This window comes from Ralstonia sp. 22086, from assembly GCF_052045975.1.
Taxonomy (GTDB): Bacteria; Pseudomonadota; Gammaproteobacteria; order Burkholderiales; family Burkholderiaceae; genus Ralstonia; species Ralstonia wenshanensis.
The window spans coordinates 1,385,060-1,399,558 of record NZ_JBQEPZ010000001.1 but is presented as its reverse complement, the minus strand read 5'-3'; the positions used below and the strand labels follow the sequence as shown (position 1 = coordinate 1,399,558).

Annotated in this window: 12 protein-coding genes; 6 read left to right on the top strand and 6 right to left on the bottom strand. The window is 64.9% G+C overall.

Annotated elements, in window-relative coordinates; translation table 11 throughout:
- Positions 1 to 16: 16 nt before the first annotated feature.
- The 4 genes from ACTJK6_RS06560 to ACTJK6_RS06545 form a co-directional block, all read right to left on the bottom strand.
- Positions 17 to 2,527, bottom strand: a complete 2,511-nt coding sequence (locus ACTJK6_RS06560; protein ID WP_440838573.1) for an acyl-CoA dehydrogenase — start codon at positions 2,525 to 2,527, stop codon at positions 17 to 19.
- A 116-nt stretch (positions 2,528 to 2,643) separates the two neighbouring features.
- Positions 2,644 to 3,708, bottom strand: a complete 1,065-nt coding sequence (locus ACTJK6_RS06555) for a TetR/AcrR family transcriptional regulator (protein ID WP_343620799.1) — start codon at positions 3,706 to 3,708, stop codon at positions 2,644 to 2,646.
- A gap of 268 nt (positions 3,709 to 3,976) precedes the next feature.
- Positions 3,977 to 5,011 carry a histone deacetylase family protein gene (locus ACTJK6_RS06550; protein ID WP_440838572.1) on the bottom strand — a complete coding sequence of 345 codons (1,035 nt, stop codon included), beginning with the start codon at positions 5,009 to 5,011 and terminating at the stop codon, positions 3,977 to 3,979.
- Between the two features lie 25 nt (positions 5,012 to 5,036).
- Positions 5,037 to 6,344 carry an MFS transporter gene (locus tag ACTJK6_RS06545; RefSeq protein WP_260803039.1) on the bottom strand — a complete coding sequence of 436 codons (1,308 nt, stop codon included), beginning with the start codon at positions 6,342 to 6,344 and terminating at the stop codon, positions 5,037 to 5,039.
- Positions 6,345 to 6,473: 129 nt separating this feature from the next.
- Between ACTJK6_RS06545 and ACTJK6_RS06540 the strand changes: the two genes are divergently transcribed.
- From ACTJK6_RS06540 to ACTJK6_RS06530, 3 genes are all read left to right on the top strand, one after another.
- A complete protein-coding gene (locus tag ACTJK6_RS06540) occupies positions 6,474 to 7,478 on the top strand; it encodes a LysR family transcriptional regulator (protein ID WP_440838571.1) in 1,005 nt (334 codons plus the stop codon).
- Positions 7,479 to 7,609: 131 nt separating this feature from the next.
- Positions 7,610 to 9,274, top strand: a complete 1,665-nt coding sequence (locus ACTJK6_RS06535) for a DEAD/DEAH box helicase (protein WP_440838570.1) — start codon at positions 7,610 to 7,612, stop codon at positions 9,272 to 9,274.
- A gap of 5 nt (positions 9,275 to 9,279) precedes the next feature.
- Complete coding sequence (locus ACTJK6_RS06530; RefSeq protein WP_232042002.1) at positions 9,280 to 10,314, top strand: serine/threonine protein kinase; 1,035 nt, start codon at positions 9,280 to 9,282, stop codon at positions 10,312 to 10,314.
- A 33-nt stretch (positions 10,315 to 10,347) separates the two neighbouring features.
- Here ACTJK6_RS06530 and ACTJK6_RS06525 read toward each other — a convergent pair whose 3' ends face one another.
- Complete coding sequence (locus ACTJK6_RS06525; RefSeq protein ID WP_440838569.1) at positions 10,348 to 11,244, bottom strand: pirin family protein; 897 nt, start codon at positions 11,242 to 11,244, stop codon at positions 10,348 to 10,350.
- A 150-nt stretch (positions 11,245 to 11,394) separates the two neighbouring features.
- Here ACTJK6_RS06525 and ACTJK6_RS06520 point away from each other — a divergent pair, with 150 nt between their 5' ends.
- From ACTJK6_RS06520 to ACTJK6_RS06510, 3 genes are all read left to right on the top strand, one after another.
- On the top strand, positions 11,395 to 12,312 hold the full coding sequence (locus ACTJK6_RS06520) for a LysR family transcriptional regulator (RefSeq protein WP_260803034.1): 918 nt from the start codon (positions 11,395 to 11,397) through the stop codon (positions 12,310 to 12,312).
- A 460-nt stretch (positions 12,313 to 12,772) separates the two neighbouring features.
- Positions 12,773 to 13,513, top strand: coding sequence for a response regulator transcription factor (locus ACTJK6_RS06515; RefSeq protein ID WP_232042005.1), 741 nt, complete (start codon positions 12,773 to 12,775; stop codon positions 13,511 to 13,513).
- A gap of 79 nt (positions 13,514 to 13,592) precedes the next feature.
- Positions 13,593 to 13,925, top strand: a complete 333-nt coding sequence (locus ACTJK6_RS06510; protein ID WP_316878386.1) for a cupin domain-containing protein — start codon at positions 13,593 to 13,595, stop codon at positions 13,923 to 13,925.
- Here the strand turns inward: ACTJK6_RS06510 and ACTJK6_RS06505 are convergent.
- A complete protein-coding gene (locus ACTJK6_RS06505) occupies positions 13,909 to 14,484 on the bottom strand; it encodes a hypothetical protein (RefSeq protein WP_414560199.1) in 576 nt (191 codons plus the stop codon). The genes ACTJK6_RS06510 and ACTJK6_RS06505 overlap by 17 nt on opposite strands.
- Positions 14,485 to 14,499: the final 15 nt, after the last annotated feature.

The following is a 14,499-nucleotide window of genomic DNA, read 5'->3' as shown; positions in this document are numbered from 1 at the left end:
GATCAGGCCCGGGCCATCAGGCTGCGCGGCGCTCGGCGGCCTGCAGCGCATCGAGCGCATCCTTGCGGCGCTGCAGGTCGGCCATCAGGTTGAAGTCGGGCGGGAAGTCGTCCACGGCGACTGCGTGCTCACCGTAGCGCGCGTAGTCGCACAATTGCTTGCGTTCGTCCTCGTCGATGAGGTTCTGTGCGACGGCTTGCGCGGTCCAGGCTTCGAAGTCGGGCAGGCTTTGTGGCACCGGCGGCAGCTTGCCAGCGCGGATGGCCGGCTTCAAGCGTTGCTCGATCGCGTCCACCGCGGGTTGCAGGCGGAACGCCGCTTCGCCATAGGCGATCGGGTCGACTTCGGGCGTTGGGCAGTACGAGTCGGCCAACAGGCGATCGCGCACGGCGCCCGGCGTTTGCATCAACTCGGCGACCTGCGCGGCCAGCGCATCCGACGGCTTCCGATACGGCGTCCCGAACGGGAAGATCAGCGCACGCAGCAGCGCTGCGATGCCCGCGTTCGGAAAGTTGGCCAGCACGCCGTCCAGCGCATCGTGCGCCTTCACCAGCGCGTCCTGCACCGACCAATGCACGAGCGGCGCGTCCTCGGAGGGGCGGCCCTCATCCTCAAAGCGCTTGAGCGTGGAAGAGATCAGGTACATCTGCGAGAGGATGTCGCCCAACCGCCCCGTGATGCTCTCGCGGCGCTTGAGCGTGCCGCCCAGCGTGAACATCGACACATCGGAGAGCAGCGCCAACGCAGTCGAGAAGCGGTTGACGGCGCGGTAATAGCGCTGCATTTCCGGCGCCGCATTGTCCGGCGCGCTTGCCACGCGGCCGCCCGTGAGCGCATGCAGCAGCGAGCGCACCAGGTTGCCCGCGATGAACGCACCATGGCCGAACAGCGCCGTGTCGAACGCACGCAGGGTCTCGGGGGAATCGCTGCCTTGCGCGGCCGTCATCTCGCGCAGCACATACGGGTGGCAGCGAATCACGCCCTGCCCGAAGATGATCAGGCAGCGCGTCATGATGTTCGCGCCTTCCACCGTGATGGCGATCGGCACCTGCTGATACGCACGCGCCAGGAAGTTGTTCGGCCCCATGCAGATGCCTTTGCCGCCGACGATATCCATCGCATCGGTCACCACATCGCGCGCACGTTCGGTGACGTGGTATTTGGCAATGGCGGAGATGACCGAAGGCTTCTCGCCCAGGTCTACGGCCAGCGCGGACAGGCGCCGAGCCGCATCCATCATGTACAGGTTGCCGCCCATGCGGCCGAGCGCTTCCTGGATGCCCTCGAACTTCCCGATAGGCGTACGGAACTGGCGGCGCACAGCGGCATACGCGCCGGTGCTGCGCACAGCCAGCTTGGCCATGCCCACGTTGGACGACGGCAGCGAGATCGCACGGCCCGCTGCCAGGCACTCCATCAGCATGCGCCAGCCGCGGCCGACCTGCGCCTGGCCGCCGATCACCCAGTCGATGGGAATGAACACGTCCTTGCCCCAGTTGGGGCCGTTCTGGAACACGGCGTTGAGCGGCCAATGGCGACGCCCGGTGTTCACGCCCGGATGCTTCGTCGGAATGAGCGCGCAGGTAATGCCGGGCTCCTTGTCGCTACCGAGCAAGCCATCCGGATCGACCGCGCGGAAGGCCAGCCCCAACACCGTAGCGATGGGGCCGAGCGTGATGTAGCGCTTGCTCCATGTCACGCGAAAGCCCAGCGTTTCGCGGCCTTCGTGCACGCCGCGGCAGACCACGCCCACGTCGGGAATGGCCGCGGCATCGGAGCCGGCATACGCGTTGGTCAACGCAAAGCAGGGAATTTCTTCGCCGCGTGCGAGGCGCGGCAGGTAGTGGTTTTTCTGCGCTTCGGTGCCGTAGTGCAGAAGCAGCTCAGCGGGGCCCAGCGAGTTCGGCACCATGACCGACACGGCTGCGGCAGAGCAGCGCGTCGACAGCTTCATGATGACCTGTGAATGCGCGTATGCCGAGAAGCCTTTGCCGCCGTATTCCTTCGGGATGATCATGCCGAGGAAGCCGGCACGCTTCGCGTAGGCCCACGCCTCGGGCGACAGGTCCTGCCAGATCTGCGTGCTTTCCCAATCGTTGGCCAAGTCGCAGAGCTTTTCGGTCTCGACGTCGAGGAAAGATTGCTCTTCCGCCGACAGGCCCGGCGGCGGCGAATACAGCAATCGCGACCAGTTGGGCCGGCCGGAAAACAGTTCGGCATCCCACCAGACGGTGCCCGCTTCAATGGCGTCGCGCTCCGTTTGCGACATCTCCGGCATGATCTTGCGGAACATCGCCAGCACGGGACGTGTGATGAGCGCGCGGCGAAGCGGCTTGAGCGCGAGCACCAGCGCCGGCAGCACAAAGACGATGGCGAGTACCGTGGTCATCACGGGGCCGACCAGGCCCAGCCAGGCTCCCGCCACCAGCCACACAGCGGTTGCGACCAGCCAGGCGAATGCCGAGGCTTCGATGCTGGCGAGCCCGAGCACGCCGATGCAAAGCAGGACGATCCAGATCGTCGTCATGAGGGTCTCCATTCGATGCGTCTATGTGCCGGATGTCTTGAACATGGGCGGCACCTGCCGAATGCCCGAGCGACTCCCGTGCCCGCACACGGGAGATCGGGGCCGGGCCTGGGTTGTCAGGCGTTAGGGCTGCGCCAAGGGCGCATCGGATTGGCCGGGAAGATTGCGCGAGCCGCATTGCTGCGGCGAACGGCCAATGCCCGGGTGCGCGCGGAGGGCGCGGGGCCATCGCCATCGCTGTCATCGCTGTGATGATCGTCGTGTGCATCGGCGCCGAGATCGTCGTGGTCGTCTGCGGCGTCCTCGGCGCTTGCGCGAGCGGCGGGTGTGCGGCCGAACAGGTCACCGGCAAAGGGTGAGGCAGTGGTGTGCGTCGGGCTGCGTTCTGCGCTGCGGCCGTTGCCGTGCCCGGCGTGGCGCCCTGAACCGCCGTTGCCGCTGTCGTTGCCATTGGCGGCATCGTCCGCTTGCGCGACGGGCGTGGGCACCTGGGCTTCGGCCAGTTCGACCACCTGATCGAGCGCACCGGCCTCGCCGGGCAGGGGAGCGTTGAGCGTGGCCACCACCAGCGCCGTCAGGCGTGCCAGCAGCGAGGCATCGTTCATCGTTTTGCCCTGCGTGAACAGCGGAAGCAGGTTGTTGAGGTCGTCGCCGGCCAGCACCCCGGCAAGCGCCTTGAGCGCAAAGTGCAGGCGCCAGCCCAGTTCTGCGCGCGGCAGGTGCGGCAGCGCACGCGAAAAGGCTTCGAAGAAGCGATCGAACACCAGCGCGTAGTGACCGAGCAGGTAGTTCTGCACGAACGGTGAGGTGTCGGAATACACGCGCCCCATCAGGCGCAGGAACGCAGGGCCGCCGGTGTCGGGGTTGCGCGCCATCTGCAGCGCCGGCACAAACAGCGCGCCGAGCACGTGGTCGCACGTCAGTTGTTCCTTGGTCCAGCGTTCTTCGCACGCGGTCAGCAGCGCTAGCCGGCGCGTATTGAGCGGGTCAAGCCGGCGCCCCAGCACCGACTGCATCAACGCTTCCTTGCTGCCGAAGTGATAGTTGACCGCGGCCAGATTGACCTTGGCGCGCGCCGTGATCTGCCGCAACGACATCGCCTCGTAGCCGAACTCGATGAACAGCAGTTCGGTGGCTTCCAGAATGCGGCCCTTGGTGTCTCCTGCTCCAGGACGTCCCATGTCTCCTACCTCGTTTTTTTAGGCCTGATATCGGGCTCGATTGCTGCAGTGCAGCGCTCGAACGTACGATTCAAACATGTGTATGGGGTTGCCCGGGCATGTTAGGAACAGACGTTTGAAAACGCCAAGCGCCCAATTCGAGCGGGCACTCTAGAGAGGAGACGGTGGCCAAGCCAACGTATGAAACACGTGGCTTTAAAAGTGAGTGGGCGCAAACATCGAAAAACTGGAGCGAGGTTTGCGCCTCCCCTGTGGTGACCTGGGCGGGTCAGCCGGCTGGCCGATGGAGCGATGTCAGGCCGCCGAAGAATGCGGCGGCGTTCTGTGCAAGGGTAGGCAGGTGATAGCCGCCTTCCTGGACGACCAGCGTCGGCAGCCCGATCGCGCCAACGGCCTGGCCAAGCCGGCCGAACCCCTGCGTCGAAACATCCACCTGCGATTGCGGGTCTTCGCGATAGATGTCGAAGCCGAGCGAGAGCACCAGCGCATCGGGCTGGAAGCGCTCGAGTGCGGCAATCGCATCGCCGAGCTTGTCGAAGAACACCGATTCCGGCGAGCGATGCGGCATCGGCAGGTTCACGTTCAGGCCCACCCCGTCGCCCGTGCCGCGCTCGTCATCAAAGCCGGCAACCACCGGATAGAAGTTGGTCGGATCGCCATGAATGGAGACGTACAGCACGTCGGCACGGTCGTAGAAAATCTCCTGGATGCCCTGGCCGTGATGCATGTCGGTGTCGAGGATGGCGACGCGTTTGAATTTGCCCCGCAGCGCCTGTGCGGCAATTGCGGCGTTGTTCAGGTAGCAGAAGCCGCCGGCTGCCTCGCGGCGCGCATGGTGGCCGGGCGGGCGGCACAGCGCGTAGGCCGTGCGCTCGCCATGGAGGATGGCTTGCGCGCCGGCTGCTGCGCTCTGTGCCGACCAATACGCCGATCGCCATGTGTTCTTGCCGACTGGGCAACTGCCGTCTGCCAGATAGCGCGCGGCCTGGGCCAGCACGCCGCGCAGCGCATTGGGTTCGCGCACGAAGATGTTGGACATGACCTCGTCGCCCCAGTCTTCGGGCAGGCGCTGCCAGTCGGCATGGGCGTCCTGCAGGAAGCGCAGATAGGGCTCGCCATGCACGGCGGTGAGCGGCGCGATGCCGTGGTCTTCGGGGCGGGCAATGGTAAAGCCGAGGTCGCGCGCCGCCTGCAGCAGATTCAGCGCGCGCTCCGGCACTTCCTGCGGCGTGCGCATCTTGCCGCGCGAGTAGTAGCTCTGCGGATGGTGCAGAAGCTGTTCAGGGTGAAAGAACGTCAGCATGGGTGAAACAAGGGTGGGGAGACTGTTATGCGCCGACTGCCTCGCCGGCAGTTGCACGACCGCGCTGGCGCACATCGATGGCGGCAATGCACACCAGCGAGATGCCGGCGAGCAGCGTGTAGAACACCGCCAGCGGCCACCATTCGCCATGGAAGCGCTGCGCGAGGATGGTGCCGACCAGCGGCGTGAGCCCGCCCGCCACCGCGCCGCACACCTGGTATGACAGCGATATCGCGGAATACCGCACGCGCGTTTCGAAGACGCCGGACACGAAGCCTGCAATGACCGAGTAGAAGCTCGCCATGCACACCACGGCCAGCGCAATGCCCAGCACCATCAGCGGCGCCTGGCGCGTCTGCACCAGCAGGAACATTGGATACGGCGATGCCATTGCCAGCAGTGCCATCAGCTTGAGGAAGCGTGCGCCGCCAAGTTTCTCCGCCAGCCATGCCGCCAGCGGCTGCGCGAGAAACTGGATGAACGCCACCACAAAGAGGCAATCGAGAATCAGCGTTTTCGACAGCGACAGATACTGCGTCGTGTACGCGATCATGAACGTGTTGGTGAAGTACACACCCGCAATGCCGATGGTGTTGGCGCCAATGCACAGCAGCACCGGCACGCGAGCTGTGCGCCAGACTTCGGCGATTGGCAGCTTGGCCGTCTTGCGCTGCGCCTGCACCTGCGCAAACTCGGGCGACTCGTTCACGCCCAGGCGGATCGCCACGCCCACGAGCAGCAGCACCGCGCTGGCGAGGAATGGCAGACGCCAGCCCCAGTCCATGAACGCTTCCTTGTCCATCGACGTGACAAGGCGGAAAGCCAGCAGCGAAAGAATCAACCCGGCCGGGCTGCCGAGTTGCGCAAACGATGCGAAGAACGTGCGGCGGCCCTTGGGCGCGTGTTCGCCCGCCATCAGCACCGCGCCGCCCCATTCTCCACCGACCGCAATGCCCTGCACCACGCGCAGCAGCACCAGCAGCACCGGCGCAAGTGCGCCAGCGGTGGCATGTGTCGGCAGCAGCCCGATACCGATGGTCGCCAGGCCCATCATCGTGAGCGTGATCATCAGGGCTTTCTTGCGGCCGATGCGGTCGCCCCAGTGGCCGAACACGATGCCGCCAAGGGGCCGTGCGAAAAAGCCCACGGCAAACGTGCCGAACGAAGCGAGCGTGCTCAGGAACGGATCGCCACCCGGAAAGAACAGCGGCCCAAACACGAGCGCAGCAGCGGTGGCGTAGATGTAGAAGTCGTACCACTCGATCATGGTGCCGACAAAGGCGGCGGTGGCCGCGCGCGCAGGCTGGCGCCCGCCGGGTTGAGACGGTTGCATGGTGTAGCTCCTCACAGATTTTTTAGCCCGCCGCTTCAAGGCGACGATGCGTGTTTATTGCCGCTTGACGGGTATTAGTCAAATTCTGAATACTTATTGTTCGCATAAATTCAACTCATATTCGCCGCCATGGATCCGTCCGCCCTTGATCCCGCGCTGGTCAGCGACCGGCTTGACTGGAACCTGCTGCGCACTTTTCTCACCATCGTCCACGAGCGGAGCATCAGTCGCGCGGCGGTGCGGCTGCACATCACGCAGCCGGCCGTGAGCCTTGCGCTGCGGCGGCTCGAAGATCAGCTCGGCCACACGTTGATTGAGCGGCGCGGCTCGCACTTTCGCCTCACGCGCGTTGGCGAAGACGTGTTGCGCATCGCCACCGATGTCTACGGCAATGTGTCGCGGCTGGGCTCAGAGCTGGGTGAACCGCAAGACGATGTGAGCGGCGTGCTGCATCTGCTGACGGTCAGCCGCATCCAGTCGGGCGTGTACGACGAATGCCTGGCGGCGTTCCATCGCCATCACCCGCGCGTGGATCTGCAGGTGGAAGTGATGCGCAGTACGGACATCCTCGATGCGCTTGCGCAGAAGCGCGCGGGCATTGGGCTGAGCCTGTGCCGCACGCCCGTCGAAAAGCTCGAGCGGCAACTGTTCCTGCGCCAGCGCTATGCCGTGTTCTGCGGGCGGCATCACCGGTTGTTCGGGCGGACGGGCTTGTCGATCAGCGATCTGCTCGGCGAAAACTTTGTCTCGTTCATGAGCGACCAATTGGGCGATGCGCTATCGCCGCTGGCGGTGTTTCGGGATCAGCAGGGATTCACCGGCCGCATCGTCGCCACGTCACCGAGCCTGGACGAGATCAAGCGGCTGGTGTTTGCGGGGTATGGGATCGGCTGCCTGCCCGAGCACATCGTGGCGGACGATGTGGCGCAGCAGCGTTTGTGGCGGCTGCCGCCTGAAGAGGGCGTTGCCGACATCGATCTGTACCTGATGTGGCACAAGGAGCGGCGTCTGGCGCCAGCCGAAAACGCGTTCCTAGCGCATTTCCGGCGGTATATGGCGCGGTATTCGTTGGCCGAGCGGCTCGGGGATGTGGTGAATGCGCCGTTGGCGGCATTGCGGGCGCCGGTGGGGTAAACACCATCACCTGTTAAACTAGCGCCCTTCATGCAGTCCCCGGGGTCCAGTCGCCCCGTCACCTACCCAGGCTTTGTCCACGATTGGCGCACGAACGAATGCGCGGGACACGCCGGTCCAATCGCTTTTCCATGTCGTTTTCCGAACTCGGCTTGTCAGACAAGCTGGTACGCGCCGTGGCCGAACTCGGCTACGCAGAACCCACTCCGATTCAACGCCAGGCCATCCCCGCTATTCTCAAGGGCGGTGACCTGCTCGCCGGTGCACAGACCGGCACCGGCAAGACCGCCGGTTTCACGCTGCCGCTGCTGCACCGCCTGTCTGCCTCGCAGCCCAACAAGGTGCAGACGCCGCAGGGCATGCGCTTTCCGATCCGCGCGCTGGTGCTGACGCCCACGCGTGAGCTTGCCGCGCAGGTCGAAGAAAGCGTGCGCGCCTATGGCAAATACCTGCCGCTGAAGTCGATGGTGATGTTCGGCGGCGTCGGCATCAACCCGCAAATCGATGCGCTCAAGCGCGGTGTCGATATCGTCGTGGCCACGCCGGGCCGCCTGCTGGACCACGTCGGCCAGCGCACCATCGATCTGTCGCACATTGAACTGCTGGTGCTGGACGAAGCCGATCGCATGCTCGACATGGGCTTCATCCACGACATCCGCAAGATCCTCAACATCCTGCCGCCCAAGCGCCAGAACCTGCTGTTCTCGGCCACGTTCTCCGACGACATCCGCGAATTGGCCGATCGCCTGCTCGACAAGCCGGCGCTGATCGAAGTCGCGCGCCGCAACACGACAGCCGAAACAGTCGAACAACGCATCTACCCGGTCGACCGCGAGCGCAAGCGCGAATTGCTGGCCAAGCTTGTGCGCGACAACGACTGGCACCAGGTGCTCGTCTTCACGCGCACCAAGCACGGCGCCAACCGCCTGGCCGAGCAGCTCACGCGCGACGGCATTCCGGCGCTGGCGATCCACGGCAACAAGAGCCAGGCGGCACGCACGCGTGCGCTGTCGGAGTTCAAGGCCGGGACGCTGCGCGTGCTGGTTGCCACCGATATCGCCGCGCGCGGTATCGACATCGACCAACTGCCGCACGTGGTGAACTTCGACTTGCCGAACGTGCCCGAGGACTACGTACACCGTATCGGCCGCACCGGACGCGCGGGTGCACAAGGCGAGGCGATCTCGTTGGTCTGCGTGGACGAGCACGGCTTGCTGCGCGACATTGAGCGCCTCATCAAGCGCGAACTGCCGCGCACGGTGCTGGAAGGTTTCGAGCCGGACCCGACCATCGCGGCGGAGCCGATTCCGAACGGGCGCAACTCGGCGGGCCGTGGCGGCAACGCGCGCGGTGGCCGCCCCGGCGGTGGGCGCAGCCAGCAGCCTCGCCAGGCCAGCGGCAACGCTGCGCCACGCGAGCCGCGGGCTCCGCGTGAGCCTCGCGAACCGCGTCGCGAGTCGAGCGGTAACAGCCAGGGCCAGGGCCAGAATCAAGGCCAAGGCCAGGGTCGCAATGGTGCCGGCAGCCGCCAGCGTCAGGCGCAAGGTCAGCAAGGTCAACGTGACGGCCAAGCTGCGCCGAAGCCGCGCAATGGTCAATCGCAAGCACGCGGCCAACGTCAGGGTAATGGCCAAGGCCAAGGCCAGGGCGGTGGGCAAGGCGGGCAGGGTGGACAACAACGCCGGGCATCGAACACGCAAGCCGCGCAGCCAGCCCACAAGGGACAGCCGGCCAAGCAGCCGTTCAACGGTTTGTTTGCCAAGGCGGCTGCGTTGCTCGGCGGCCGTAAAGCCTGACGTTCATGCACGACGACGGCCAACCGGCATCCGCTGAAGCGCCCTACGATGGCCTGACGCCCGACAGCATCCTCGATGCGTTGGCGCAGGTCGGGCTGATGCCGGACGGCCGCATGTTCGCGCTCAACAGTTACGAAAACCGCGTCTACCAGGCCGGCGTGGAAGACAGCGCGCCAGTGGTGGTCAAGTTCTACCGCCCGGGCCGCTGGACCGAGGCGCAGATCGTCGAAGAGCATGCCTTCACGGCAGAACTCGCGGCGGCGGAAATCCCCGTGATCGCGCCGCTGGAAATCGACGGCCGCACGCTGCACACGTTCGAGCGCTGGCACTTCGCCGTCTTCCCGCGCTGTGCCGGACGCGTGCCGGCCATCGACCGCGACGACACGCTGGAATGGATGGGCCGTTTCCTCGGTCGCATTCACGCCATCGGCGCGCAGCGGCCGTTCCTGGCCCGGCCCGCACTCGACATCGACACCTTCGGCGTGCAATCGCGCGACTGGCTGCTCAAACACGATTTCATCCCGCCCGATTTGTTGCCGGCCTGGCGCAGCGTGGCCGACGCTGCCCTCGACGGCGTGCGCCGCTGCTACGACCGCGCGGGCGACGTTTCGCTGCTGCGCCTGCACGGCGATTGCCACGCTTCAAACGTCCTCTGGATCGAAGAAGCCGACGCCAAGCAGGGTGATCCGCTGCGCAGCGCGGGCCCGCATTTCGTCGACTTTGACGACAGCCGCACCGGCCCCGCCGTGCAGGACTTGTGGATGCTGCTCTCGGGCGATCGCGCGTCGATGCAATCGCAGCTCGCCAGCCTGCTTGCCGGCTATGAAGACTTCTGCGAATTCGACACGCGCGAGCTGTATCTGGTGGAAGCGCTGCGCACGCTGCGCTTGCTGCACTACAGCGCATGGCTGGCGCGTCGCTGGAATGATCCGGCGTTTCCTGCCGCGTTTCCGTGGTTCAACACGCAACGCTATTGGCAGGACCGGGTATTGGAATTGCGCGAGCAGATCGCGCTATTGGATGAACCGCCGCTCTGGTGAAACCGAGCGGCGGTTTTTCTTTGAGGCTTGGGCTTAGGCGAACTTGCCGGCCTGGAAGTCTCGAACAGCCTGGAAGATCTCTTCCTGCGTGTTCATCACGAACGGGCCGTACTGCGCGATCGACTCGTTCAGCGGCTTGCCAGCCACCAGCAGTACGCGCGCCTCAGCATCTCCCGCACGGATGACCACGCCATCGGCGCCTTCCGTGTTGGCGAGGATGGCCATCTGCTTGTCTTCCACGCGCTGCAGCCCAGCGTTGCCAGATGCTTCTGCATCGCCTACCAGCGCGCTGCCACGGAACACGTAGACGAACGCGTTGTGCCCGGCCGGCAGCGGCTGCGCAAACGACGCACCCGCCGGCAGCGTGATGTCGAGGTACAGCGGCTGCGTCGCTTCACGCGTCATCGCACCTTGCACGCCTCGCGATTCGCCAGCGATGACACGCACGGCCACGCCGTCTTCCGTCGTGAACTCGGGAATCTCGTTCGACGGAATGTCCCGGTACCACGGCGTCGTCATCTTGTCGCGGGCAGGCAGGTTCAGCCACAACTGGAAGCCTTCCATCACGCCATCTTCCTGTTCCGGCATTTCAGAGTGCACGACACCGCTGCCGGCGGTCATCCATTGCACGCCGCCGTGTTGCAGCAGGCCTTCGTGGCCGGCGCTGTCGCGGTGGCGCATGCGGCCCGCGATCATGTACGTCACCGTTTCAAAGCCACGGTGCGGGTGGTCGGGAAAGCCGGCCAGATAGTCGTTCGGGTCGTCACTGCGAAACGCGTCCAGCATCAGGAACGGGTCCAGCCGGCGTTGCAGGTTGTTCGTCAGCACGCGTGTGAGCTTGACGCCCGCGCCATCGGAGGTGGGGCGGCCCGTGATGATCCGCTCCACGCGGCGGCCACGTTGCACTTGCGGTTGCACGAGGGTTTCCATGTTGTTCTCCTGAAATCGGGCATTTGTCATATGCCAAATGTAGGGTGGTTGCCCGGTTTGCACTAGTCGGTTATTGTGGGAAAAAATGTTGCTCCCGGCGAGACAATCACAATCCCAGGCCGGCGCGCATCACGATAAGAGGAGGAAACCATGGATCTGAACCAATTGGCGCTATTCGTGCGCGTGGTTGAAGCGGGGAGCTTCACGGCAGCGGCAACGCGGCTCGATTTGCCCAAATCGTCCGTCAGCCGGGGCATCGCGGCGCTTGAACAGGATTTGAACGTACGACTGTTACAGCGCACCACGCGCACGCTGCATTTGACCGACGCTGGCCAGAGTTTGTATCAGGTGGCGTCGCATGCACTGGAAGACATCGAACGCGCCACGACCTGCGCCGGCGAACTGCAAGACCTGCCGCGCGGCAAGGTGCGGATCACGTCTTCGGAAGACGTCGGCCGCCTGCTGGTGGCGCCCGTGGCGGCGCGCTTCATGCAGCAGTATCCGGACATCGATCTGGACGTGGTGCTGACGCCGCGCAATGTCGATCTCGTGCAGGAAGGGTTTGACCTTGCCGTCCGCGTCGGGCGCTTGGCCGACAGTTCGCTCGTGGCGCGGTCGCTTGGCGTATTGCGCATCGGCTTGTTCGCCTCGCCCGATTACCTGCAGCGTCGCGGGGCTCCGGACACCGTGCAAGGGCTGGCCGACCATTGCTGCCTGGATTTTCGCGGCACGGGCCGCGGCGAAACGCAATGGCGCCTCGTCGGCCCCGATGGCCTGAAAACCGTGGCCGTGCGTGCGCGTCTGAATTCAGACAGCCTCATCTATCTGGAAACGTTGATTGCGTCGGGCGCCGGCATTGGCCCCCTGCCGCTGTACGCGAGTGCCGTGGCGCGCGCCAACGCGCCGCTGCCGCGCCTCGTGCGCGTGCTGCCCGACTACGCAACCAGCGGCGAGCCGATCAACCTCGTCACGCCATCCGCGCGGTTCGTTCCCAAACGCGTTCGGTTGCTGATCGACATGCTGACCGAGTCGATTCGGCAAGAGCTGGAAAACGCTGATCCCACCTGAGGTGTCGCGGCCCGGAAGCCGGGCGCGTCAAATGTTGTCACGAGTGCTCCGCATACGCATATCGCACGGCATCATGCGCTTCGCATGTGCGGACCAGTACGTCGGACCCTCCTTGACGTCACCCCCCGTAAGCGTCCCAGTGTTTCCCCCCGGTGCACTGCGATGTGTCCGGCACATGCGACCCTTGGGTGTTTCCGATCCCGTCACGTCGTGGGAAGCACCGCCGCCCGGACCTCGTCGTCCGGGCTTTTTTTTGTCCACATTCCGCGGAGTGGATACGGCATTGCGTGGCTCCAGGGGTCTTCACAAATTAGGACTCTTCTCATGGTTCGTAGCAAACCTCGCCATGAAAATTGCAGACACGTAACACATGCAACGGATCGTGCTGAACGCGACTGTTTGGGCGCAATCACGCCCGCACCCTCCAGCGCGCATGTGCGTCATTTCCACGGAGCAGAACATGCGTATCGCCTTGCTTGAAGACGATCCCTTCCAAAGCGAAGTCATCGTCCAGATCCTGTCCCAGTCGGGCCACGACGTGGTGACCTACAGCGATGGCGCGACGTTGCTGCGCATGCTGGGCCGATCGTCGTACGACATGCTGATCCTCGACTGGCACACGCCGGGCATGCTCGGTATCGATGTGCTGAGCGTGGTGCGCAGCCGTCACAGGGAGGTCCTGCCGATCCTGTTCGTCACGGCCGAAGAAGGTGAAAAGAGCCTCGTGCGCGCACTCACGCACGGCGCCGACGACTACATCGCCAAGCCGTTCCGTATTGCCGAGCTGCGTGCGCGTGTCGATGCGCTACTGCGCCGTGCGTATCCGATTCCGTATGGCCGCCTGCCGTTCGCGGTGGGGCCATACCACTTCAATCCACAGCGCCAGCAGGTCACGCTGCACGGCGAGCGCGTTGCGCTGACGGCGATTGAGTTTCAGTTGGCATTGCTGCTGTTCTCCAACGTGGGCCGCACGCTGTCGCGCGACCACATTTTTGGGCAGGTGTGGGGCCGCAACTCGTCGGAGTACACGCGCACGATCGATAGCCATGTGTCGCGCATCCGTATGAAGCTGAATATCGAACCGGAAAACGAGGTGCGCTTGGTGGCGGTGTACAAGCACGGTTATCGGGTGGATCACCTGAAGCCGGCGGACGACATGAATGGGCTGTCGGACATGGAGGTCGCGTCGTACGGCGTCTAAGCGCAGGCCGATCGCGCAACCCAGGATGGGCGCCACCGCTGAAACGCGGCGGCGCCCAATTTGTTTTCTATCGGCTGGTATGCTCGATGCCTCTCATTATTTGAGCGAGGCCAGTGTGCCGCTTGTGAATCTCAATGCAGAGGCCGACGCGCTGCCGCGCGCATGGTCCTCTCGCGTGCTGGAGCGCTTTGGCGGTGGCAATTTCAAGGTGCTGCGCATGGACGGCACGCCGTATCCCGACGAAGTGCACGAGTATGCCGAAGGTCTGCTGGTGATCGATGGCGAGCTGCGCCTGCGCATCGACGGCGATGCGGTGACGGTCTCTCGCGGCGAGCTGTACGTCGTGCCCGCCGGCGTGCCGCACAGCGTGGACCCTGGCAGCGCGGGTACGTTGGTCATTCTGGACGTATAAGCGGGGCGTCGCGTGCCTCCGCGAGTTGCTTGATCCGCTGCAGCATCATCCGGCGGATCAGCCCGCTCGGGATGCGGATCAGTACCCAGTAAGGCGTGAAGCGGCGGCGTGCCGGTGTGTCCGAGCAATGCACGCACGTGCGCGTGGTCAGCAGCGTGCCGGCGCCGTCGGGTTCGGCGACGAACGTCATGACCAGCTTGGCGATGTTTGGCTCCGAGAACGCGCGAAATGCGCTGGCTTCAACGCGGATGAGCCCTCCGGCAGCTTCCCAGAAGCGACCGACCAGGCCCAGCGCGAATTCGCGATCTCCATCGCGGCCAAGTACCGTGAAATCGTGCAGGCCGAATCCAGCATCGATACGTCGCGCATTGGGCCTGCCCATCGCGGCGGCGATGCGCGCCGGGATGGCGCGCAAGTGCAGGAACATTCGGGCCAGCGGGAAATCGGTAACGTCAAGTTGCGAAACCATGTCGAGCACGCGCCCCGGTGCTGCATTGACGCGTATGCGGTGTTGCTCGCTGAACTGATGCTCTGGAAGGAAGGTGTGCAGCAGGCTCATGGTGATCGACGGCGT

Bases quoted from the DNA above. Each gene is read 5' to 3' on its own strand.
- ACTJK6_RS06515 (WP_232042005.1), top strand. From the start codon at position 12,773: ATGCGTATCGCCTTGCTTGAAGACGATCCCTTCCAAAGCGAAGTCATC.
- ACTJK6_RS06530 (WP_232042002.1), top strand. From the start codon at position 9,280: ATGCACGACGACGGCCAACCGGCATCCGCTGAAGCGCCCTACGATGGC.
- ACTJK6_RS06505 (WP_414560199.1), bottom strand. From the start codon at position 14,484: ATGAGCCTGCTGCACACCTTCCTTCCAGAGCATCAGTTCAGCGAGCAA.
- ACTJK6_RS06550 (WP_440838572.1), bottom strand. From the start codon at position 5,011: ATGCTGACGTTCTTTCACCCTGAACAGCTTCTGCACCATCCGCAGAGC.
- ACTJK6_RS06545 (WP_260803039.1), bottom strand. From the start codon at position 6,344: ATGCAACCGTCTCAACCCGGCGGGCGCCAGCCTGCGCGCGCGGCCACC.
- ACTJK6_RS06520 (WP_260803034.1), top strand. From the start codon at position 11,395: ATGGATCTGAACCAATTGGCGCTATTCGTGCGCGTGGTTGAAGCGGGG.
- ACTJK6_RS06560 (WP_440838573.1), bottom strand. From the start codon at position 2,527: ATGACGACGATCTGGATCGTCCTGCTTTGCATCGGCGTGCTCGGGCTC.
- ACTJK6_RS06535 (WP_440838570.1), top strand. From the start codon at position 7,610: ATGTCGTTTTCCGAACTCGGCTTGTCAGACAAGCTGGTACGCGCCGTG.
- ACTJK6_RS06510 (WP_316878386.1), top strand. From the start codon at position 13,593: ATGCTCGATGCCTCTCATTATTTGAGCGAGGCCAGTGTGCCGCTTGTG.
- ACTJK6_RS06555 (WP_343620799.1), bottom strand. From the start codon at position 3,708: ATGGGACGTCCTGGAGCAGGAGACACCAAGGGCCGCATTCTGGAAGCC.
- ACTJK6_RS06540 (WP_440838571.1), top strand. From the start codon at position 6,474: ATGGATCCGTCCGCCCTTGATCCCGCGCTGGTCAGCGACCGGCTTGAC.
- ACTJK6_RS06525 (WP_440838569.1), bottom strand. From the start codon at position 11,244: ATGGAAACCCTCGTGCAACCGCAAGTGCAACGTGGCCGCCGCGTGGAG.